This is a genomic window from Mycobacterium sp. SMC-13, assembly GCF_045311035.1.
In the GTDB taxonomy this organism is placed as follows: domain Bacteria; phylum Actinomycetota; class Actinomycetes; order Mycobacteriales; family Mycobacteriaceae; genus Mycobacterium.
On sequence record NZ_JBJIAI010000008.1, the window covers coordinates 29372 to 50102 of the forward strand.

Below are 20731 nucleotides of genomic sequence, written 5' to 3' on the forward strand. Positions count from 1 at the left end.
ATAACTTAGCGGTGTTAGCAGAAGGGGACTGCATGCTGAACCGCATCGCGCTGCTGGCCATCGCCGCGCCGAAGAGAATTCTGGCCGTCGCGGGGCTGGTCCTGATCGCCGCGGCGATCTTCGGTGTCCCGGTCGTCAAGACCCTGCCCGCGGGCGGCTTCCAAGATCCGAAGTCCGAGTCGGCACAAGCCAGCCGGCTGCTGGCCACCAAGTTCCACCAGGGCGACATGCCGATGCTGGTTACCGTCACGGCGCCTGACGGGGTCCACGGCCCGGCGGCTTCCGCGGCCGCCCGCGAGATCGTCGACCATCTGAAGGCTTCGCCGCACGTCGCCTACGTGTCTTCGGCCTGGACGGTGCCGCCGGCCGCGGCCGGGGAATTGATCAGCAAGGACGGCAAGTCCGGGCTGATCGTGGCCGGCATGAACGGCGGCGAGAACAACGCGCAGAAGTACGCCCAGGAACTCGCCGACCAGGTCGTCCACGACCGGCCCGGCGTCACCGTCAAGGCCGGTGGCGGGGCGATCATCTACTCCCAGATCAACACCCAGACAGAACATGATCTGCTGCTGATGGAGTCCATCGCGATACCGCTCAGCTTCCTGGTGCTGGTGTGGGTGTTCGGGGGACTGGTCGCCGCGGCGTTGCCGATCCTGGTGGGCGGATTGGCGATGACCGGCACCCTGGCGGTGCTGCGGACCATCACGTTCTTCACCGACGTGTCCGTCTTCGCGCTGAACGTCGCCACCGCGCTCGGGCTCGCCCTCGCCATCGACTACACATTGCTGATCATCAGTCGCTACCGCGACGAGGTGGCCGAGGGCCAGCCGCGGGACCAGGCGCTGATCCGCACCATGGTCACCGCGGGCCGCACCGTGTTGTTCTCGGCGACGACGGTCGGCCTGTCGATGGCCGCGATGCTGATGTTCCCGATGTACTTCCTCACCTCCATCGCGTACGCCGGCATCGCGACGGTCGCATTCGCCGCCGCGGCCGCGGTGATCGTCACGCCGGCCGCCATCTGGCTCCTCGGCGACCGGCTCGATTCCCTCAGCCTGCCGCACCTGTTCCGGCGCGACACCACGCCCAAACCCGTGCAGGAATTGTTCTGGTACCGCGCCGCCAAAGCCGTGATGCGCCGCTCGGTCTCGGCGAGCCTCGCCGTCGTCGCACTGCTGTTGGTCCTGGGCGCGCCCTTCCTCGGCGCGAAGTGGGGATTCCCCGACGAGCGGGTACTACCGACCACGGCGTCGGCACACCAGTTGGGGGACCAGCTGCGCAACGACTTCGCCAACAACTCCGCCACCGACATCACCGCCGTCATTCCCGACGCCGCCGGGCTGAGCCCGGCCGCTTTCGATACGTACGCCGCCGATGTCTCGCGCGTCGCCGCGGTCACCGAAGTCTCCTCGCCCACTGGCACTTTCGTCGGCGGCCGGAAAGTGGGCCCGGCCGGTCCCGGCGCGGCGATCGTCGACGGCAGCGCCTTCCTGACGATCGGCAGCAGCGCGCCGCTGTTCTCGGACGCGTCTCAGGCGCAGCTCGATGCGGTGCACGCCGTTCGCGGACCGGACGGGCGGCTGGTGCAGTTGGCGGGCGTCGCCCAGATCAGTCACGACAGCGTGCAGGCCGTCACCGACCGGCTGCCGTGGGTGCTGGCCGTCATCGCTGTCATCACACTCGGGCTGCTTTTCCTGCTCACCGGCAGCGTGGTCCTTCCGGTGAAAGCCGTTGTCCTCAATGTCCTTTCACTCACCGCGGCATTCGGTGCGCTGGTCTGGATCTTCCAGGACGGTCACCTCGGCGCGCTCGGTACCACGGCGACGGGGACGCTGGCATCCAACATGCCGGTGCTGCTGTTCTGCATCGCGTTCGGGCTGTCGATGGACTACGAGGTGTTCCTGGTCGCCCGCATCCGGGAGTTCTGGCTCGTCGAACAGGACAACGACGAGAGCGTCGCGCTCGGCCTGGCCCACACCGGACGGGTCATCACCGCGGCGGCGCTCGTGATGTCGATTTCGTTCGGCGCGCTGATCGCCGCGGAAGTGTCGTTCATGCGGATGTTCGGGCTCGGCCTGACCATCGCCGTCCTCGTGGATGCCACCCTGGTACGGACGGTGCTGGTGCCGGCGTTCATGCACCTGATGGGGCGGTGGAACTGGTGGGCGCCGGCGCCGCTGGCCCGGCTGCACAAACGCATCGGCATCAGTGAAACGGCGCCCGAGCCGTCGGCATGCGGCGCGCGATGACGGCGGCCAAACGGCGTCGTGCGCCGCGCGGGTCCGGCGACCAGCTGCGCGACGAAATCCTGGACGCGGCAACCGAAATTCTCCTGGAATCGAACCAGGAGAAGGCGGTGTCCATCCGGTCCGTCGCGCAGCGGGTGGGCGTCACCCCGCCATCGATCTACCTGCATTTCGCTGACAAGGACACCTTGTTGGACGCGGTGTGCGGCCGGTACTTCGAGCAACTGGACGACGTGATGCAGCACGTGGCCGCCGAACAGCCGACGACGATCGACCGGTTGCGGGCACAAGGGCTGGCATACGTCCGCTTCGCCCGCCAGAACCCCGAGCTCTACCGGATCGCCATGATGTCCGAGGGACATCCCGGCAGCGACGTGGACCAGGCCCTGAACACCGCGGCATTCATGCATATGCGGGATTCGGTGCAGGCCCTGATGGACGAGGGCGGCTATCCCGTCGGCGACGTCACGGCGACGGCGCTCGGGTTGTGGACGGTGGCGCACGGGCTTGCGGCGTTGTTCATCTCGCGGCCGTATCTGCCGTTCGGCGATCCCGAGGAGTTCGCCGACCGGGTGCTCAGCGCCGCGTGTCTCGGTGGCATGGTGAGAGGACTGGGCGGACCGGATACGACGCCGCAACAGCTGGTCGAGCGACTGAAAGGTTCCTGACGATGACCGATACCTCGGTGGACAATCCGTTCTTCGCCCGTATGTGGATCGCGATGTCGTCACGCGAGCGCAAGTTCATGACCAGGCTGCGGCAGGAGAATCTGGCGGGGCTCGGCGGCCGGGTGCTGGAAATCGGCGCCGGAACCGGCACCAACTTCGCGTTCTACCCGGACACCGTGACCGAGGTGGTGGCCGTCGAGCCGGAGGTCCGGCTGGCGCCGCTGGCCCGGAAGGCGGCGCTGACCGCGCCGGTGCCGGTGACGGTCCGCACCGAGACTGTCGAGAACTTCGACGGTGACGATCTTTTCGACGCCGTGGTGTGCTCCCTGGTGCTGTGTTCGGTCGACGAACCGGAAAGTGTGCTGCGGCAGGTGTATTCACGGCTCAAGCCGGGTGGCGAGCTGCGCTACTTCGAGCACGTCGCCAGCGGCGGGGTGCGTGGCCGGGTGCAGCGATTCCTGGATTCGACGTTCTGGCCGAAGATTTCGGGCAACTGTCACGCGCATCGGGAGACCGAGCAGAGCATCGTCGGCGCAGGTTTCGAGGTTTCGGATGCCCGTCGCGTGCTGATGCTGCCGGGCTGGGTGCCGCTGGCGGAGGTGGCGTTGGGGCGGGCCGTCAGGCCTGCTTGATCGTCGACAGCAGTTCCGGCAGGCGCTGCAACAGGGTCGGCAGCGCGTTGGCCGCCGTCTCGCGCAGGGACACCGTGGCCAGATCGGAGAACGGTGTCGGCTTCGGATTCACCTCGATCACCGGGATGCCCTGCTGCACAGCGGCTTCCGGTAGGGACGCCGCCGGGTATACCACCGACGACGTGCCGACGGTGATCACCAGGTCGGCCCCGCTGACCGCTGCGACCGAGTTGTTCCAGGCGTCGGAGGGCAGGTTCTCGCCGAACCACACGACATTGGGCCGCACCAGGCCGCCGCAGTAGCACTCCGGCGGTTCTACGGCGATTTCGGGCTCAGGCATCGGCGGCAGTGTGCCTTCGAAGTTGGCTTTGCAACTGTCGCAATGGAACTGGAACAGGCTGCCGTGCAGGTGGTGCACCCGTGTGCTGCCGGCGCGCTCGTGCAGGTTGTCGATGTTCTGGGTGACGATGTCGACCTCGGTGTAGTCCTGCCACGCGGCCACGGCCCGGTGCCCGTCGTTCGGGGTCACGCTGCCCATCATGTGGTGGCGCCACAGATACCAGGCGAACACCCGCTCGGGGTGGCGGCGCCAGGCGTCCGAACTCGAGATCTCGTAGGGGTCGGTGTTGGCCCACAGTCCGGTCTCGGCGTCCCGGAAGGTCGGCACGCCACTGTCGGCGGACATCCCCGCACCGCTGAACACCGTCACCCGCATTGGACCACGTTATCGGGTCTTGGGTGATCTGGGCCACCTCGTCATCGGTCATACTCGGCTGGTGACCGATTTCGGTGAGTGGGTCCGCCTCGACCCGCACGCGGGGCCGTTGTTCGACCAGCTGCGGCTGCAGATCATCGACGCCATTCGCGATGGCCGGCTGCCTGCCGGGACCCGGCTGCCCACCGTCCGTGACCTGGCCGGCACGCTGGGAATGGCGGCCAATACCGTCGCCCGGGCCTACCGTGAGCTCGAGACCGCCGGCGTTCTCGAAACCCGGGGGAGGTCTGGGACTTTCGTGGCTGCTGCCGACCCGGCTGCCGCAGCGATGGTGGACGCGGCCAATGCCTTCGCCGACACCGCCCGGGCATTGGGCGTGCTGAAAGCCGACGCGCTGCGGTACCTGGACGCGGCGTTCGAGTAGGGCGGGGTGCTTCGCGAGTGTGCGAGCAGAGCGCCCGTTTCGCGGATCCGGCGAGCTGTGTGCACATTCGCGCGCCAGTTCCTAGCCGCTGCGGGGCTTCCCGTGGGTGCGCGCTACCTGCGCATCCGCGCCCCTGGAGAGATTCGAACTCCCAGCCATCTGCGTCGAAAGCAGGTGCTCTTCCGTTGAGCTACAGGGGCATTTGGCGGAGGCGGCGGGAGTCGAACCCACAACCGCTGGACAGCGGCCACGGCTTAGCAAGCCGCTGCATTACCGTTCTGCCACGCCTCCGTGGTTGTCCGGGATGGGCTTGAACCACCTGCCTCCGCCGTATCAGGGCGACGCTCTCACCAGATGAGCTACCGGACCTTGGGTTAGCGCCGCGGATTGCAGTCAGTGGGTGACTGCAATCCGCGGCGTTGTCGAAGTTGGGGTGTGCGACGGGACTCGAACCCGCTTCGCCCAAGCTCACAACCTGGGGCCTCGACCGCTTCGGCATCGCACACAGCGGAAGACAGAGGAGTCGAACCCCAGGGCTTCACCCCGCGCCCGTTTTCGAAACGGGATGCGCCACCACGGCGCGCTGTCTTCCTGAAGTTGACCCGCCAGGATTCGAACCTGAACCAGCTGAACCAAAATCAGCAGTGCTACCGGTTACACCACGGGTCATCGGTGCGTGCGGAGGGATTCGAACCCCCTGTGCCTGAAGGCCTCTGGTTTACAGCCAGGTGCGACACTCCCGCGTCGCCGCGCACGCTTGGCTACCCCGGCAGGAGTCGGACCTGCAACCTACTCCGTAACAGGGAGCTGCTCTGCCAGTTGAGCTACGGGGCAACGTGTTTCGTCGTGGCGGGGCGAGAGGCGACGGACCTCCCGCCCCGCCCGACGGGTTTCAAACCAATTCGGGGACCCGGTAGCGATCCCGATCGCGGGGTTCGTAGGGCTCCCAGAGCAATCGCATCCCGGCTTCCTCCGGCGTGCGGTCACTCTTGCGGCCGTTGCACGGCGCGCAGGCGGTGATGAGGTTCAGCCAGGTGTCCTGGCCACCTCGCGACACCGGCTCGATGTGATCCACCGTGTCGCCATGGCCACCGCAATAGCCGCAGGTGTAGCCGTCGCGAGCCAGGACCCCGTCACGGGTGACCCGGTTGTGCGGCCGGTACGGCACGTGGACGTACTGATGCAGCGCGACGGATGCGGGCAGCTCGATGACAGTCGACGGGCTGTGTATGTGCACGGCCGGACTGTGGCGTTCGATCACGTAGACCGAACCCCGCAGCAGCAACCGGACCGCCTCCTGCCAGCTCACGTGGGTCAGCACGCGGTAGTCGGCGTTGTACACCGCCACGGCCCGGTGACTGGCCTGGTGTTGTCGAAAATGCGTCATACCGCGTGCCTCCCTTCTGATCAGTTACACCTCACCGGCAGTGATGAATGTGCTGTGCGCCGTGAGGGTTTCGATCCCCCGTCTCCAGATTAAGAGTCTGGTGCTATCCCAGCTCAGCTAACGGCGCCTGTGCCCCGCGAGGGAGTCGAACCCCCAACACCTGGAACCTAAATCCAGTGCCTCTTCCAGTTGGGCCAGCGGGGCATGAGTGCGCTCGGCAGGATTTGAACCTGCACGCCGGGGCTACCGGCACCCGGGTTTGAGCCGGGCGCGTCTGCCGTAGTTTTCGCCACGAGCGCAGATGCCAACACTATGAAGTTCTCAAAGGTCCTACCGCGCAGTCTGATTCGTACCGCACTGCATGTCCGGATCGATCCGGCGTGTGATCAATGATGCGCATCGACGCGGGAGTTGTCGAGCGAATATGTACACGAAATATGTTGCTGTGCAACGCAATTGGGTGCAAGGAACTACAGGAACGTCAGGCGACGTTCCTGCCAGGGAAAACTGCAATGCTGTGGAATTTGTGAGAGTTGTCTTCTGGCCCGAGCTTCCGGCCGCCGCGCACGCCGGCATGCGCGGCGGAAGTACGGCGGGACGACGGGAAGCGCATGGGCTGCCAGAAAACGCTGCTCTGCTCACTCGATTCGTGCCGGGCTATGGAGCCGGCGGTGTCTGCGTACGACAAAGCCGCCGTCGGCGTCGAAGACACCTCGGCGAGCTGGTCGTCATGCAGAAAAGCCACGGAATCAACGGTAACAGCGCCGGGCGACAAAACCGAGTGGTTATTTCCGGCGGTGAAACCTCAACCGCGCCAGTGCAACACGTCGAGCGCGACGCCGACTTCGACGCTGTTGTCGGCGAGGGGGCGCGGCAGCAGTTCGTCGGCACGGGCCAGCCGGCGCAGCAAGGTGTTGCGATGCGTGAAGAGCTTGGCCGCGGCACGGGACACGTTGCACTGCTCATGGACGAACGCGCGCACCGCGGACCGCAATTCCGGGCTCGCGGCTTCCAGTTCGCCGAGAACCCGTTTGACGAATACCGCCGCACGGTCGGCGTCCGCGGTGAGCAGCGCCACGAGTTCGATATCGGTGTATTCGGCGATCTGCTGCGGTGAGTGCAGGCGCGCCATCATCTGCTGGGTGGTGATGGCGTCGAAGTGGCTGCGCCGGAACCCGTCGACCCCGGTGCCGGTGGAACCGATCGCGACGCGCACTTCGGCTCCGGCGGCTGAGGCCACCGCGTCGACGTCGACCGCGCCGGGTGCCCACACCCACCGGGTGGCGCTACTGGCCAGCACCGTGAGCGGGCGGCTACCGGCGGCACGCCCGAAAGTTTCAGCGGCACGGTCCAATTGAGACAGGTCACCATCCGGGTTGTCGGTCCAGATGACGGCCGCGGTATGGGTGCCGCCGAGGCCGTATCCGAGGCGGCTTTCGGCGCGCGGACGGGGGATCGGGGCGCCCTCCAGGAGCAGTGCCACGGTGGCGCGCCGCTCGGCGTGGCTGCCGCGCGTGAGTTCGTCGCGCTCGAGTTCGATCTGGGCGGCGATGGCTGCCAGGGTGGCCTCGATGAAATCGCTGATCGACTGTGAGCAGACGTCGAGCAGCGCATGCAGGTCCGCGAGGTCGGAGGTCAGCTCGAAGGCGATGTCCATCAAGCGCCGCCACGCCACGCCCTCACCGACCCGGTAAGCGTCCAAGGTGTACGAGTCGACGCCGCGCCGGACCATTTCCCGGGCGACGCTCATGGGTTCGGTGCCGGCGTTGGCTGGTACCGGTGCGCCGGGATCGCGCACGTTGGCCGCACCCCAGAACAACAGGTTCGAACGGTTGCTCCGGCTGACGGCGGCGGCCAGTTCGGGGTCGGAGGCGATGGCCGGGTTGGCGCCCAGCACGGCGCGGTCGAGTTCCTCGAGCCATTCCGCGGGGGCGTTGACGACGACCTGCGCGCACTGCCGGATCAGGTCGCGTACCTGCGGTGATGGCTGGGCGCCGTCCATGGGGTGAGCGTATCGCGTGTGGTGCATTTTGCACCGCAAGCAGCCAAAGTTGAGACGTTTTGACCTTCAGCCGGGGGCTCGTCGCGCGCCACCATTATGGCCAACCCCATCACCGCCAACAGGGAGTTCGCAATGGAGCACACCGCCAACACAACCCAGGTCGACGTCCTGATCGTCGGCGCCGGCATCTCCGGCATCGGTGCCGCCTACTACCTGCAACAGGAGCATCCCGGACGGTCGTACGCGATCCTGGAATCCCGCGGCGCGACCGGCGGCACCTGGGATTTGTTCCGGTACCCCGGCATTCGATCCGACTCCGACCTGCACACCTTCGGATACGAGTTCAAGCCGTGGCGCGACGAGGACGCCATCGCCTCCGCCGACAAGATCCTCGCCTACCTACGAGAGACGGTGCGCGAGAACAACATCGACCGCAACATCCGGTTCCACCACAAGGTGCTCGGGGCTGCGTGGGACAGCGGCACCGCCCGGTGGCTGGTCGACGTCGAGCGGACCGACACCGACGAACTGGTGCAAATCTCCGCCAACTGGCTCTTCTGTGCCGGCGGCTACTACCGCTACGACCAGGGCTTCACCCCGCAGTTCCCGGGCCGCGACCGCTTCGGCGGCCAGGTCGTGCACCCGCAGCACTGGCCCGAGGACCTCGACTACACCGGCAAGAAGGTCGTCATCATCGGCAGCGGGGCGACCGCGGTGACGCTGGTGCCGTCGATGGCGGCCAAGGCCGCGCACGTCACCATGCTGCAGCGGTCGCCGACGTACATCCTTCCGGTGCCGTCCAAAGACGCGTTCGCCAACGTGGCCGGTCGCGTACTCGGCGCCGACCGCGGCTACGCGCTGGCCCGGCGCAAGAACGTCATCCGGCAGCGCGCCGTCTACACCTTCTGCCAGAAGTACCCGGCCGCCGCCCGGCGGTTGATTCGCTGGACCAACGCCCGCGAGCTGCCCGCGGGCTATCCCGTCGACACCCATTTCAGCCCCGACTACAAGCCGTGGGACCAGCGCCTGTGCACGGTGCCCGACGCCGACCTGTTCAAGGCGATCGGCAGCAGCAAGGCCGCGGTGGTCACCGACCGGATCGCGACCTTCACCGAGACCGGCATCGAACTGGAATCCGGGCAGCACCTGGATGCCGACATCATCGTCACCGCAACCGGTTTGAACGTCCAGCTGTTCGGCGGGATGACGCTGACCGTCGACGGTCAGGCGGTGGACCTCTCGGAAACCGTCGCCTACAAGGGCATCATGCTGTCGGGTGTGCCGAACTTCGCCTTCGCTTTCGGCTACACCAACTCGTCGTGGACGCTCAAGGTCGGCTTGCTGTGCGAGCACTTCTGCCGACTGCTGAGCCACATGGACGAACGCGGATTCGACAGCGTCCGGCCGGAGTTCGACGATGCGGGCATGGAAACCAAGCCGCTGCTGGACTTCGCGGCGGGATACGTGCAGCGGGTCGCGGACACGCTGCCGCGGCAGGGCGCCGCTGGCCCCTGGGTGATGTCGATGAACTACAACTTCGACCGCGAGGTGCTGCGGCACGGCGCGGTCACGGATCCGAACCTGCGGTTCGCCGCCGCCCGTCGCGCAGAAGTTCAAGCGTTCGCGCCGGTTTCCTGATCTGCTCTCAGGGCGGCCGTTTACACTGGCGTGAATGGAGAGCTTCTCGCCAGCGGTGCCGCCCGAGATTCCCGGTGTCCCTTCAGCTGTCGGTGTCGAGTTGCCGCCCGGGCCAGTGCCCGGGCGGCCTTATTCGTTGCCGCTGGACTTGCTCACCGAGCAGTACGGCCCACTGTTCTACGCCGACCTCGGGCCCGGCCGCCGCCTCTATGCCTGCTCGCTGGCACTGGTCGACGAACTCTGCGATGAGAGCCGGTTCAGCAAAGCACTCACGGGCCGGTTGGCCAGGTTCCGCCCGGTGGTCGGCAACGGGCTGTTCACCGCGTACCCCGGCGAGGAGGGCTGGCAGGAAGCTCACGACGTCCTGATCCCCGGCTTCAGCTTCAGCGGGCTGCGCAGCTATCACCCCGCCATGCTCGACATCAACCGGCAACTGATCGCACAGTGGGACGCGGCGGTCGGCACGCGGACGGTGGACGTGGCCGGTGATCTGGCGAAGCTGGCCATGGACACCGTCGGTCTGGCTGGTTTCGGGGCCCGGTTCGACTCCTATCAGCACGACGGACTCGCCGACATCCCAGCGAGTTTCGCAGCCACCCTGAACCAGATACTGCTCGGACCGGGCGCCGACCAGGCGGTGTTCGAGACCGAGCGCGGGAAGCTGTTCAGCTTCATCGCGGACCTGATCGCGCAGCACCGCGCGGGCGAAGTGGATCTCGACGATCTCTTGGCCCTGATGCTGCAGCCCGGTCCCGACGGGACACCGATCCTCGACGACGACAGCATTCGCAATCAGATCGCCACGTTCCTGGTTGCCGGCCAGGACACGACGTCGATACTGATGCCGACGGCCTTGTACAGCATCGTCAAGAACCCGGCGGTGCTGCACCGCGCGCAGGCCGAGGCGGACGCGGTGTTCGGCCCCGACGACGACCACGTGCCGGCGTTCGACGAGATCGGCAAGCTCACCTACATCCGCCAGATCATCGACGAGGCGCTGCGCCTGTCCCCGCCGGTGCGGGAATTCGATCGAATGGCCTTGTCGGACACCGTCATCGGTGGCAAGTACCCGGTGCGCCAGGGTGAAGCCGTGACGGTGCTAACGTCGTCACTGCATCGGCAACCGGAGTGGGGCGACAACGTCGAGATCTTCGATCCGGACCGGTTCGCGCCAGACCGGGCGGGGCAGCGGCCGGTCAACCTGTTCAAGCCGTTCGGCACCGGTGCGCGGTCGTGCATCGGCCGCCAGTTCGCGCTGCACGAAGCGACCATGGCGATCGCCACTCTGGTGCACCGCTACCGGTTCGTCGACGTCGGGCACTACACGCTGCGTACCCACAGTGATGTGTTGCGCAAGCCGGAGGGGTTCTACGTCGAACTCATCCGCCGCACCCCGGAGGAGCGCCGCCAAGCTCCGGCGGCCGTCGCTGCCGCGCCGGTGACACAATCCCGCGTGACCGTGCCGCCGGGCACGAAACTGCTTGTGCTGCATGGTTCGAACCTCGGAAACTGCCGGTCGTTGGCGCAGCAACTCGGTGACGAGGCCGTCGACCTCGGCTACGAAACGACCGTCGCCGCACTGGATTCCGCAACCGCGGCACTGCCGGACCAGGGGGCGGTGGTGATCGTCGCCGCGTCGTACAACGGGATGCCGACCGACGATGCCCGGACGTTCGTGGACTGGCTGGACGGGTCGGCGGATCAAGTACCGGCAGTGCCGTACGCGGTACTCGGTGTCGGAGACCGGAACTGGGCCGAGACATACCTGGCGATACCGCGGCGCATCGACGCCCGGCTCGTGGAACTCGGTGCCACACAACTGCTTCCGATGGCCGAAGCCGACACCTCGGGCGACTTCGCTGGTGTGGTCGAGGATTTCTCGGTGGCACTGTGGAATGCGCTCGGCGGTGTCTTCGGCGCCGTCGCCGCCGATGAGCCCGTGGCCGATGAGCCGCTCTACGATCTGCGCGCCATCGACGGGCCGGTTACCGCCGCGATCGATGCCCGCCATCAAGTGCAACCGGCGACGGTGTTGGACAACATTCCGTTGGTGGACACGGGCTCCGAGTTCGGGCAGGACAAGCGGCTCATCCGGATCGCGCTGCCCGACGGCGTCGACTATCAGACCGGCGACCACCTGACCGTATTGCCGGACAACAGCCCCGCCCTGGTCGACGAGGTCGGTGAACTGCTGGACCTGCGCCTCGACCGTCGCATCTCGATCAATCCACGGCGCAGTACCCGGCGGGCCATCCCGATCGACCGGGAAGTCACTGTGCGCCAACTGCTTACGCACTTCCTGGAACTGCGCAAGCCGGCGACCCGCAGTCAGCTGCTACGGCTCGCGGCCGCCAACCCGTGTCCGCCGGAACGGGCCGCGCTGACCGCCCTGGCCGACGACCCCGAGGCCCGCGCACTGAGCATCACCGACTGCCTGGCGGAGTTCCCGGCCACCAAGCTGAGCCGCCAAGAGTTGTTGGAGCTCTTCGAACCGATGTCCCCGCGGCACTATTCGATCGCCACCTCGTCGCGCCGCCGCGTCCGGGAAGTCGAACTGGTCGTGGGGGTGCTGGAAGGGCCGGCCCGGTCCGGCTCCGGTGTCTTCCGCGGCGTCTCATCCAGCTACCTCGCGGATGCTGTGCCGGGACAGCAGATTCGGATGCGGGTCGACCCGGCTCGGCAGGCCTTCCGGGCGGGCGCCGATCCGACCCGCAACGTCATCCTGGTCAGCGCCGGGACGGGTGTGGCCCCGTTCCGGGGCTTCATCGGAGACCGGCTGGGCGCATTGGAAGCAGGGGAGCCGTTCACCGCCGCGCTGTGTTTCTTCGGCGTGCGGCACCCCGACGTGGACTACCTGTTCCGCCACGAGGCCGAGGACGCCGAACGTCTCGGCGTCGTGCGGATGCGTCCGGCGTTCTCGCGGGCCGGTGATGAGGTCAAGTACGTGCAGGACCGGATCGCCGCGGACGCCGACGAAGTCTGGGACATGCTCGGAAACCCGGACAACGACACCCACGTCTACGTGTGCGGCGACGGTGCCCGGATGGCGCCCGCCGTGCGCGCCGCGTTCCAGGACATCTACCGCAGCAAGACCGGCGCCGACGACGAGGCAGCCCGCGCCTGGCTCGCCGGACTGGTCAGCACCGACCGCTACGTCGAGGACGTCTGGGCCGGCTGACTGGTCGTGCCGCGCAGGGCGGTCAGCCCGCGCATGCCGTGGTAGATCACCAGCGCCGCAACGGAACCGAGCGCGATGCCGGTGAACGTCAACGGTCCGGCCTGCCAGGTGAAGTCGGCGATGCCGATGATCAGCGGGATGGCGGCGGTCATCTGGTTGATCGGCTGCGAGAAATCCACGTGGTTGGTCAGCCAGATCCGCACCCCGAGGATGCCGACCAGACCGTAGAGCACGATCGTCGCCCCGCCCAGCACGCCCGGCGGAATGGCCGAGATGGCCGCACCGACCTTGGGACACAACGACAGTGCGACGGCCACGGCAGCAGCGACCCAATACGCGGCCGTCGAATAGATGCGGGTCGCCGCCATCACGCCGATGTTCTCGGCGTACGTGGTGGTGGCCGAACCGCCGCCCGCACCGGCCAGCACGGTGGCCACGCCGTCGGCCGCCAACGCCCGGCCCATCAGTGGATCCAGATCCTTCCCGGTCATCTGGCCCACTGATTTCACGTGCCCGATGTTCTCGGCGATCAGCGCGATCACCGCCGGCAAGAACATCGGCAGGACCGCCAGGCTGAACGACGGCCCGTGGAATTCGGGCAGCCCGATCCACGGGGCGGCGGCGATGGCCGCGGTGTTCACCTCGCCGAGAGCCAGTGCCAGCAGGTAGCCGACCACCACGGCCAGGAAGATCGCCAGCCGGCCGATGATGCCACGGAAGAACGCCAGGGTCGCGACCAACAGCACCAGCGTCACCAGCCCGACCAGCGGCCCCTTCTCAAAGTTGTTCTTCGCCGCCGGTGCCAGGTTGAAACCGATCAGGGCGACGATCGCACCGGTCACGACCGGCGGCAGCGTCACATCGAGCCAGTGCGTGCCGACCAGATGCACCACCCCGCCGACCAGGATCAGCAGCAGGCCCACGGCGATCAGGCCGCCCAGCGCGCTGCCGGTTCCGTGCGCGGCGACCGCGGCGGTGACCGGTGCGATTACCGAGAAGCTCGACCCGAGATAGCTCGGCAGCCGATTTCCGGTGATGAGCAGGAACGCGATCGTGCCGACGCCGGAGAACAACAGCGTCGTGGCCGGCGGGAAACCGGTCAGCACCGGCACCAGGAACGTGGCGCCGAACATCGCCACCACGTGCTGGGCACCGATACCGATGGTGCGGGGCCAGCTGAGCCGTTCATCGGGGCCGACGACGGCGGCGTCCGGTCCGACCGGCGTCCAGGAGAGCGGAATCATCCGGTCATAGTGCCGGACCCGGTTCACTTTCGCCGTCTGTCAGCACGTTTGGCCGGGTTGAGCTATTCGCCCGCAGCCAGGACCTTCTCGACCGTCCGCAGGTTTCGCGTGGTGGTCGACGACTTGTAGCGCTTCTTGCCCATGGTCTTGCTGATCGCGCTGCTCAGGGTGTCGCCGCGAGCCACCTGCCAGTACAGGACGCCGTGACCGCGGCTGATCGATTCGTCGCCCACCGGTTCGAGCGCCGCGAGTTCGTCGAGCACGTCCGGATCGCTGACGAACGTGATGTACGAATGGCGCCCTTCGACCTCACGCTCGAATGGGTAGTCCGCCGAGATGGTCCGGAGCTCCGTGATGGGGTACACCAGCACCCAGGCGTCGTACCCGAACGATTCCCGCAGCGCCGCTTCGGCTTTCGTACGTACCGTCGCAGCCTTGGCCGAGCTGGACAGCACCACGTTGCCACTGGCGAGCAGCGTCTTGACGTCATCGAAGCCGGCCTCGCGGAAGGCGGCGGCGACCTCGGCCATCTTCAGGTTCACGCCGCCCACGTTGACGCCGCGCAGAAACACCGCGTAGCGCGTCATCCCAACTCCGTCATGACACCCAATGGTAGGCAGTTGCCCCGTACGCTGGGAGCCATGACCCGTCAGGTCTTCGAAGACAAGCTGCTCGCGCTGATCAGTGACAATTCGCTGGGCGTGCTGGCCACCATCAAGCGCGACGGTCGCCCGCAGTTGTCCAACGTGTCCTATTACTTCGATCCACGGGCCGTCACCATCGGGGTGTCGGTCACCGAGCCCCGGGCCAAGACGCGCAATCTGCGGCGCGACGCCCGGGCCTCGATCTACGTCCGCTCCGACGACGGGTGGGCGTACGCGGTGGCCGAGGGGAACGCGGTGCTGAGTCCGCCTGCCGCGGCACCCGATGACGACACGGTAGAAGGTCTGATTGCCTTGTACCGCAACATCTCCGGCGAGCACCCGGACTGGGACGACTATCGCCGGGCGATGGTGGCCGACCGCCGGGTCCTGCTCACCATGCCCATCACTCACTTGTACGGGCTGCCTCCGGGCGTGCGCTGAACGCGCTAGTCTGCGTGCATGGCCGAGAACTCCGCCGAAGGTTCAGCATCGTCCGACGAGACCAAGCGCAAGTTCCGCGAGGCGCTCGAGCGTAAGAAGGCCGGCTCTGCCGGCGGCACTGCCCACCAGGACGGCGGGGCCAAGCAATCCAAGTCGCACGGCGCGGTCGGCGGTGGCCGCCGCGAATTCCGCCGCAAGAGCGGTTAATCCCGCGCCAACGCGCGGGCCCCGATGAGGGTCACGAGCATCACCGAAACACACTGCAGGCCGGTGTCTTTCAGGCCCCAGCCGACTGACGCCAGGGTGGCGGCGCCGGCGACGACCAACAGGGTGCCGACGATCGCGCTGCGCCAACCCGGTGCCGCGACCCGGCCGCCGTCCCACAGCGGCAACGGGTTGTTCTCCAGCGGGCGCAGGAGCAGGAACAGCCCGGCGACCAGCGCCGTCATGATCGTCATCTGGTAGACGCTCAGGACCAGGAAATGCGGCTGGCCGGGGTAGCGGGGCAGGCCCGCGAAGTCGAAGGCCAGGTGCATGCCGAGCAGGGCGGGCATGTGCCACAGGTACAGCGTCATGGCGCCGGTGTTGCCGATCACCGCGAGCCGCCACACCTGCGGCCGGGCAGCCCAGCGGCTGATGGCGGGGGCGGCCGCAATCGCGAACGCACACATCATGATTGCGTGACCGGCGAGCAGTAGCGACGGCGGCGTCATGTTCTTGATGTGCTGCGTCTCGATGCCGACGAGGCTCAGCTCATACGGGCCGATCCAGACCAGCGCCACGTTGACCGCGAGCATCCCGATGCCGACGCGCAGGGCGGCCGTGGTGGTCAGCAGCCCGCGGCGATACGCCACCCCGAGCATGCCGGGGATGAGCCACACCACGAAGTTCAGATAGCCCAACGCAGCCCAGGAGTGGTCGTTGATGCGGATGGTGTCGACGAGCGCGACGAGGGCGTAGGTGCCCGCCACGGAAGCGATGAGCCCGCCGGACGTCGTGATGCGCGCCAGCAGCGGCACCGCGGCCAGCACCAGCACATAGGCGCCCAGGAACCACAACAGCTGCGTGCTGATGCCGGCGACGGGTTCGTAGACGTGGATCGGCAGCAGTGGCTTGAGGATCAGCAACGCCGCGGCCCAGAAGGCCAGGTAGTAGAACACCGGTCGGTACAGCCGGGTGCAGCGCTTGAGCAGCCATCCACCCCAGCTCGTCCCGCTCCCGTACGAGCCGACCGAGGCCGCGACGCCGGCGAAGAAGAACAGCGGCATGATTTGGAACACCCAGGTCAGCGCCTGGAACACCACGGACGTGGTCAGCAGGTTGCCCCAGCGGAAGACCGCGTCGTCGATGATGCTGGTCGCCATGATCGTGTGCCCGGCGACGACGCCGACCAGCGACACGATGCGGATGACGTCGATGGCGCGGTCACGGTCGGCGGGGGTGCGCTGCGCGATCTCGGCCGCAGAAGGGAAGACGCGGGTGGTCATGCCTTCGAACGTAAGGGCGCGACCCCTAGGTATTGCTACTCAAATCAGGCTGACCTGCGGCGTTCCTGCCAGAGAACGGCAGCCAGACAGACAGCCGCCAGGACCGCGATGATGACGGCGAAGCTGACCCCGGCCGCCTGCAGACCCCACCGCTGCGCGGCGAAACCGAGGCTGACGACCGGCAACGAGATGGCCACATAGGCCACCACGAAGTACGTCGAGCTGACTTCGGCGCGACGCTCGGTCGCGGTGCCTTCCACGACGGCTGCCAAGCCGCGGCTGAAGCTGATGCCCTGCCCGATGCCGGCCACGACAGCGGCGACCAGCAGACCCGCCAGCGATGAAAATTGCAGGGCCACAGCCAGAATCGCCATCCCTGCCACGAGGATCGCGCAGCCCAGCGCGACGGCCCGCGGCGGATGCAGGCGGCGGCCGGCCAATTGCGCGGCGGCGGAGGCGGCGAAGATCGATGCCGCGACGGCACCGCCGACGGCGTGGTTGTCGATGCCGATGACGCTGCTGACGAACGACGGCGCCACCGCCGTGAACAGGCCCATCACGGCGAATCCGGCGAAGGCGGCGGTGGCAGCGAGGACGAACGTGGCGCGGACCTCGGCGGGGACCGACAGTCGCTGGAAACCGATCCGGCCGGCCCGGCTCGAGGTCTCGGGGACCAGCCACACCGCGGCGATGGCCAGAACGGCCAGCACGATGTGGACGACGAACGGCAGCTGCAACGGGTGCGGTGCGTACTGCACCAGCAGGCCGGCCACGACGGGTCCGGCGCCCAGTCCGCCGATGTTGGCGATGGTGGCGCCGGCCGCGGCCTGCTCGCGCCGCTCCTCCGGCACGGACTCGACGACGGCGGCCGTCGCGGTACCGGTGAAGATGCCCGCCGACAACCCCGACAGCAGGCGTCCCACCAGCAGCAACGGCACGCTGTCGGCATAGAGGAAGACGACGGCGCTCGCGATGGCGGCGACCGCACCCGCGATCAGCACCGGCCGCCGGCCGACGGCGTCGGACCAGCGGCCGAACAACAGCAGCGCCGCGAGCACGCCGATGGCGTAGGCCGAGAAGATGACCGTCGTCGTCAGGACCGCGAAGTGCAGTTCGTGGGCGTACAGCGCGTAGATCGGCGTCGGCAGCGTGGTGCCCAACATGATGGCGGCGAAGGCGTAGGCGAGCAGCGGGAAGCCGAGGCGCGAGGTCACGGTTCGAGTCTGGAGCACGGGTAGGGCAACACGCGCGGGACCCGCTGGCATTCCGCGGCGCTCATCGGACCGTGCGCGGCGGCGCGGGCGATGTCACGACGATCACCTCGGCGGTATCGTCGCCGACCTGACGGAGCTTGTGCTGCGTAGCGGCGTCGAAATAGGCACAGTCGCCCGCGGACAGTTCCACGAGGCGGCCGTCGTAGTTGAGTTCGATGGTTCCGGAGTGGACGAACACGAACTCCTGGCCGGGATGCGTCGGGTGGGCATGGGCGGCGAACTGGCGGCCCGGGCGCACGACGAACGGCGACATGGCCTTGCCGAGCATGCCCGCGGCGATCGCGTGATTGCGGGCGGTGCCGCGGTCGGCGGCGCGCTCGACGGCGAAGGTGCTGACTTCCGGGTCGTCGGAAAACAGTTGCGCCACATCGACATCGAGGGTCCGCGAGATTTTCAGTGCGGCGGCGATGGACGGCACGCTCTGGCCGCGCTCGACCTTGGACAGGTAGCTCTTGGTCAGCCCGGTACCGGCTGCCAGTTCCTCCAGCGTCATCCCGCGTTGCTGGCGCACCGCTCGCAACAAGCCACTCACGGCACCGAGGATACCGCATTGACTGCATGACACTTTGTGTCCTACAGTCGGCAATGTGTCATCCAGGTGCGGCCACGCACCGAGGCTGAGGGAGGTTCCGATGACCGACACCATGCACGACTCCAAGAGCGAACTGATGCAGCGCGCCGAAGACGGGCTGAACCGTCATATCGCGGAGTCCGACCTGACCGTCCGCGAGAAGCTGGCCCTGACCTGCCGGGCACTGTTCGACGCGGGGCACGATTCGGGCCTGGCCGGGCAGATCACCGCCCGCGCCGAGGAGCCCGGCACGTACTACACGCAGCGGCTCGGGCTCGGCTTCGACGAGATCACCGCCGGCAACCTGCTGCTCGTCGACGAAGACCTCAATGTCCTCGACGGCGGCGGAATGGCCAACCCCGCCAACCGCTTTCACTCCTGGATCTACCGCGCCCGGCCGGATGTGAACTGCATCGTGCACACGCACCCGTTCCACGTCGCGGCGCTGTCGATGCTCGAAGTCCCGCTGGCCGTGTCGCAGATGGACATCGCACCGCTGTACGACGACTGCGCCTTCCTGAAGGACTGGCCGGGCGTGCCCGTCGGAAACGAAGAAGGCGAGATCATCTCCGGCGCGCTGGGGGACAAGAAGGCGATCCTGCTGGCCCACCACGGCCAGGTCGTCGCCGGGGCCAGCGTCGAGGAAGCCTGCTCGCTGGCCATGCTCATCGAGCGCGGCGCCAAGCTCCAACTGGCCGCCATGGCTGCCGGCACCATTGCTCCGCTGCCCGACCGACTGGCCCGCGAGGCCCACGACTGGACGCTGACGCCCAAACGCAGTGTCGCCAACTTCGCCTACTACGCGCGGCGCGCCCTGGTGCGCCACCCCGACGCCCTCGACCACTGACCAACCCCGGAAAGGACCTGACCCATGACCGAGACACCCAGGATTCACGGCATCATCGCCTACCCGATCACCCCGTTCACCGCTGACGGCGACAATGTCGACACCGAGACGCTGGCCGCCGTCGTCGCGCAACTCGTCAGCACCGGCGCGCACGCCATCGCTCCGCTGGGCAGCACCGGCGAATCGGCGTACCTCACCGAGGACGAGTTCGACGCCGTCGTCGACACCACGGTCGCCGCGGTCGCCGGCCGCGTCCCCGTCATCGTCGGCGCCTCAGATCTGACCACTGCCAACACCATTCGCCGCGCGCGGTACGCGCAGCAGGCCGGCGCCGATGCCGTCATGGTGCTGCCGATCTCGTACTGGAAGTTGAACGAGCGCGAGATTTTCCAGCACTACGCCAATATTTCGGCCGCCGTCGACCTGCCGATCATGGTCTACAACAACCCCGCCACCAGTGGCATCGACATGGCTCCGGAACTGCTGGTGCGGATGTTCAACGACATCGAGAACGTGCGCATGGTCAAGGAATCCACCGGTGACCTCACCCGGATGCTGCGCATCAAGGAGCTCTCCGAAGGAGCGCTGCCGTTCTACAACGGAAGCAACCCACTGGTGCTCGACGCGCTGCTCGCCGGCGCGTCCGGATGGTGCACGGCCGCACCGAATCTGCGCCCGCAGCCTTGCGTCGAGCTGTATGACGCGGTGCGACGTGGCGACCGGGACCGGGCGCAGGAAATCTACGACGATCTCGCGCCGCTGCTGCGCTTCATCGTCGCCGGTGGTCTGCCGACGACCGTCAAAGCCGGGCTGGATCTGCTGGGGCGCAATGCCGGTGACCCGCGCCCGCCGCTGTTGCCTCTCGACGAGGACGGCCGCGCCGAACTCAAAGGCCTGCTGGCCAACGTCTGAGTACGCCTACTGAACCGGGCAGGCGTACTTGCGGGCCACGTCCATCACGCGCTGCTGCGCACCGGGCCCGATGACGCCCTGTGCGGCCAGTTCCAGATTGATGTAACCGGGGATGCCGCCGATGCACGCCTGGTGCGCCACGCGCCAGGCGGTATCGGGGTTCAGGTTGTAGCCGTTGCGCTCCAGGCCCTGCAGGTATTGGTCGAATTCCGGCGTGCCCTGGTCCGGTATGGCGCTGGCCGCGCCGGCCAGCGCCACCGCGGCCGCGATGGCCGCGAAAAGTGCCGCGACTGTACGTCTCATGTCCGTCCCCCTACAGGCATGTCCACCGGATATCGGCTTACACGTTCGCATATTGCGCGCAGGCAGAAACTAGAACCGTCGTAATCGAAGTCCGCGCGGGGGCGTCCTAAACTGACGT

Annotated in this window: 20 protein-coding genes and 10 tRNA genes; 10 read left to right on the forward strand and 20 right to left on the reverse strand. The window is 67.5% G+C overall.

Annotation, left to right across the window (positions count from 1 at the left end):
* Positions 1–32 precede the first annotated feature (32 nt).
* Genes ACJH6I_RS13565 through ACJH6I_RS13575 form a run of 3 tightly spaced genes read left to right on the forward strand, consistent with a single transcriptional unit; the run spans position 33 to position 3546 of the window.
* Positions 33–2249, forward strand: a complete 2217-nt coding sequence (locus tag ACJH6I_RS13565; RefSeq protein ID WP_406784210.1) for an MMPL family transporter — start codon at positions 33–35, stop codon at positions 2247–2249.
* Entirely contained in the window at positions 2234–2914 is a 681-nt protein-coding gene (locus ACJH6I_RS13570) for a TetR/AcrR family transcriptional regulator (RefSeq protein ID WP_406784211.1), read from the forward strand. The genes ACJH6I_RS13565 and ACJH6I_RS13570 overlap by 16 nt, the downstream gene beginning before the upstream one ends.
* A gap of 2 nt (positions 2915–2916) precedes the next feature.
* A complete protein-coding gene (locus tag ACJH6I_RS13575; protein ID WP_406784212.1) occupies positions 2917–3546 on the forward strand; it encodes a class I SAM-dependent methyltransferase in 630 nt (209 codons plus the stop codon).
* Here ACJH6I_RS13575 and ACJH6I_RS13580 read toward each other — a convergent pair.
* Positions 3533–4261 carry an NAD-dependent deacylase gene (locus ACJH6I_RS13580; protein ID WP_406784213.1) on the reverse strand — a complete coding sequence of 243 codons (729 nt, stop codon included), beginning with the start codon at positions 4259–4261 and terminating at the stop codon, positions 3533–3535. The two genes, ACJH6I_RS13575 and ACJH6I_RS13580, sit on opposite strands and share 14 nt — an antisense overlap.
* 61 nt (positions 4262–4322) lie before the next feature.
* Between ACJH6I_RS13580 and ACJH6I_RS13585 the strand changes: the two genes are divergently transcribed.
* Entirely contained in the window at positions 4323–4685 is a 363-nt protein-coding gene (locus ACJH6I_RS13585; protein WP_029104729.1) for a GntR family transcriptional regulator, read from the forward strand.
* A gap of 128 nt (positions 4686–4813) precedes the next feature.
* Here the strand turns inward: ACJH6I_RS13585 and ACJH6I_RS13590 are convergent.
* The 13 genes from ACJH6I_RS13590 to ACJH6I_RS13650 form a co-directional block, all read right to left on the reverse strand.
* A tRNA-Arg gene (locus tag ACJH6I_RS13590) sits at positions 4814–4885 on the reverse strand.
* A gap of 3 nt (positions 4886–4888) precedes the next feature.
* Positions 4889–4976 (reverse strand) — tRNA-Ser (locus ACJH6I_RS13595).
* A 138-nt stretch (positions 4977–5114) separates the two neighbouring features.
* A tRNA-His gene (locus ACJH6I_RS13600) sits at positions 5115–5191 on the reverse strand.
* 2 nt (positions 5192–5193) lie between these two features.
* Positions 5194–5277, reverse strand: a tRNA-Ser gene (locus ACJH6I_RS13605).
* A 5-nt stretch (positions 5278–5282) separates the two neighbouring features.
* Positions 5283–5354 (reverse strand) — tRNA-Gln (locus ACJH6I_RS13610).
* A gap of 4 nt (positions 5355–5358) precedes the next feature.
* Positions 5359–5442 (reverse strand) — tRNA-Tyr (locus ACJH6I_RS13615).
* Position 5443: 1 nt separating this feature from the next.
* Positions 5444–5519: transfer RNA gene (locus ACJH6I_RS13620), tRNA-Asn, on the reverse strand.
* 58 nt (positions 5520–5577) lie between these two features.
* The gene (locus ACJH6I_RS13625; protein WP_406784214.1) at positions 5578–6072 is read right to left on the reverse strand and encodes an HNH endonuclease; all 495 of its coding nucleotides are present in this window, start codon (positions 6070–6072) and stop codon (positions 5578–5580) included.
* A gap of 55 nt (positions 6073–6127) precedes the next feature.
* A tRNA-Lys gene (locus ACJH6I_RS13630) sits at positions 6128–6199 on the reverse strand.
* Between the two features lie 3 nt (positions 6200–6202).
* Positions 6203–6276 (reverse strand) — tRNA-Leu (locus ACJH6I_RS13635).
* 5 nt (positions 6277–6281) lie between these two features.
* Positions 6282–6371 (reverse strand) — tRNA-Leu (locus ACJH6I_RS13640).
* Positions 6372–6553: 182 nt separating this feature from the next.
* On the reverse strand, positions 6554–6817 hold the full coding sequence (locus tag ACJH6I_RS13645) for a hypothetical protein (protein ID WP_406776020.1): 264 nt from the start codon (positions 6815–6817) through the stop codon (positions 6554–6556).
* A gap of 60 nt (positions 6818–6877) precedes the next feature.
* Positions 6878–8074, reverse strand: a complete 1197-nt coding sequence (locus ACJH6I_RS13650; protein WP_406784215.1) for a PucR family transcriptional regulator — start codon at positions 8072–8074, stop codon at positions 6878–6880.
* 132 nt (positions 8075–8206) lie between these two features.
* Here ACJH6I_RS13650 and ACJH6I_RS13655 point away from each other — a divergent pair, with 132 nt between their 5' ends.
* Positions 8207–9712 carry a flavin-containing monooxygenase gene (locus ACJH6I_RS13655; protein WP_406784216.1) on the forward strand — a complete coding sequence of 502 codons (1506 nt, stop codon included), beginning with the start codon at positions 8207–8209 and terminating at the stop codon, positions 9710–9712.
* A gap of 34 nt (positions 9713–9746) precedes the next feature.
* Complete coding sequence (locus ACJH6I_RS13660; protein WP_406784217.1) at positions 9747–12890, forward strand: cytochrome P450; 3144 nt, start codon at positions 9747–9749, stop codon at positions 12888–12890.
* On the opposite strand, the gene ACJH6I_RS13665 is transcribed toward ACJH6I_RS13660, so the two are convergent.
* Positions 12863–14134 (reverse strand): solute carrier family 23 protein, encoded by a 1272-nt coding sequence (locus tag ACJH6I_RS13665; RefSeq protein WP_318986247.1) that lies wholly within the window; start codon positions 14132–14134, stop codon positions 12863–12865. The genes ACJH6I_RS13660 and ACJH6I_RS13665 overlap by 28 nt on opposite strands.
* Positions 14135–14196: 62 nt before the next feature.
* Positions 14197–14721, reverse strand: a complete 525-nt coding sequence (locus ACJH6I_RS13670; protein WP_318986246.1) for a DUF1697 domain-containing protein — start codon at positions 14719–14721, stop codon at positions 14197–14199.
* Between the two features lie 54 nt (positions 14722–14775).
* Here ACJH6I_RS13670 and ACJH6I_RS13675 point away from each other — a divergent pair, with 54 nt between their 5' ends.
* Entirely contained in the window at positions 14776–15219 is a 444-nt protein-coding gene (locus ACJH6I_RS13675; protein WP_318986245.1) for a PPOX class F420-dependent oxidoreductase, read from the forward strand.
* A gap of 18 nt (positions 15220–15237) precedes the next feature.
* Complete coding sequence (locus tag ACJH6I_RS13680) at positions 15238–15426, forward strand: DUF5302 domain-containing protein (RefSeq protein ID WP_226520921.1); 189 nt, start codon at positions 15238–15240, stop codon at positions 15424–15426.
* On the opposite strand, the gene ACJH6I_RS13685 is transcribed toward ACJH6I_RS13680, so the two are convergent.
* The 3 genes from ACJH6I_RS13685 to ACJH6I_RS13695 are packed head-to-tail and all read right to left on the reverse strand — an operon-like array spanning position 15423 to position 18512.
* Complete coding sequence (locus tag ACJH6I_RS13685; RefSeq protein ID WP_346415155.1) at positions 15423–16706, reverse strand: acyltransferase; 1284 nt, start codon at positions 16704–16706, stop codon at positions 15423–15425. The genes ACJH6I_RS13680 and ACJH6I_RS13685 overlap by 4 nt on opposite strands.
* A 44-nt stretch (positions 16707–16750) precedes the next feature.
* The gene (locus tag ACJH6I_RS13690) at positions 16751–17971 is read right to left on the reverse strand and encodes an MFS transporter (protein WP_406784218.1); all 1221 of its coding nucleotides are present in this window, start codon (positions 17969–17971) and stop codon (positions 16751–16753) included.
* Positions 17972–17981: 10 nt separating this feature from the next.
* On the reverse strand, positions 17982–18512 hold the full coding sequence (locus tag ACJH6I_RS13695; RefSeq protein ID WP_318986243.1) for an XRE family transcriptional regulator: 531 nt from the start codon (positions 18510–18512) through the stop codon (positions 17982–17984).
* 100 nt (positions 18513–18612) lie between these two features.
* Here ACJH6I_RS13695 and ACJH6I_RS13700 point away from each other — a divergent pair, with 100 nt between their 5' ends.
* Both ACJH6I_RS13700 and ACJH6I_RS13705 read left to right on the forward strand, forming a co-directional pair.
* A complete protein-coding gene (locus ACJH6I_RS13700; RefSeq protein WP_318986242.1) occupies positions 18613–19398 on the forward strand; it encodes an aldolase in 786 nt (261 codons plus the stop codon).
* A gap of 24 nt (positions 19399–19422) precedes the next feature.
* On the forward strand, positions 19423–20310 hold the full coding sequence (locus ACJH6I_RS13705) for a dihydrodipicolinate synthase family protein (protein WP_318986241.1): 888 nt from the start codon (positions 19423–19425) through the stop codon (positions 20308–20310).
* Between the two features lie 6 nt (positions 20311–20316).
* Here ACJH6I_RS13705 and ACJH6I_RS13710 read toward each other — a convergent pair whose 3' ends face one another.
* Positions 20317–20613: a DUF732 domain-containing protein gene (locus tag ACJH6I_RS13710; protein ID WP_318986240.1), complete on the reverse strand. Its 297-nt coding sequence runs from the start codon at positions 20611–20613 to the stop codon at positions 20317–20319.
* Between the last annotated feature and the right edge of the window lie 118 nt (positions 20614–20731).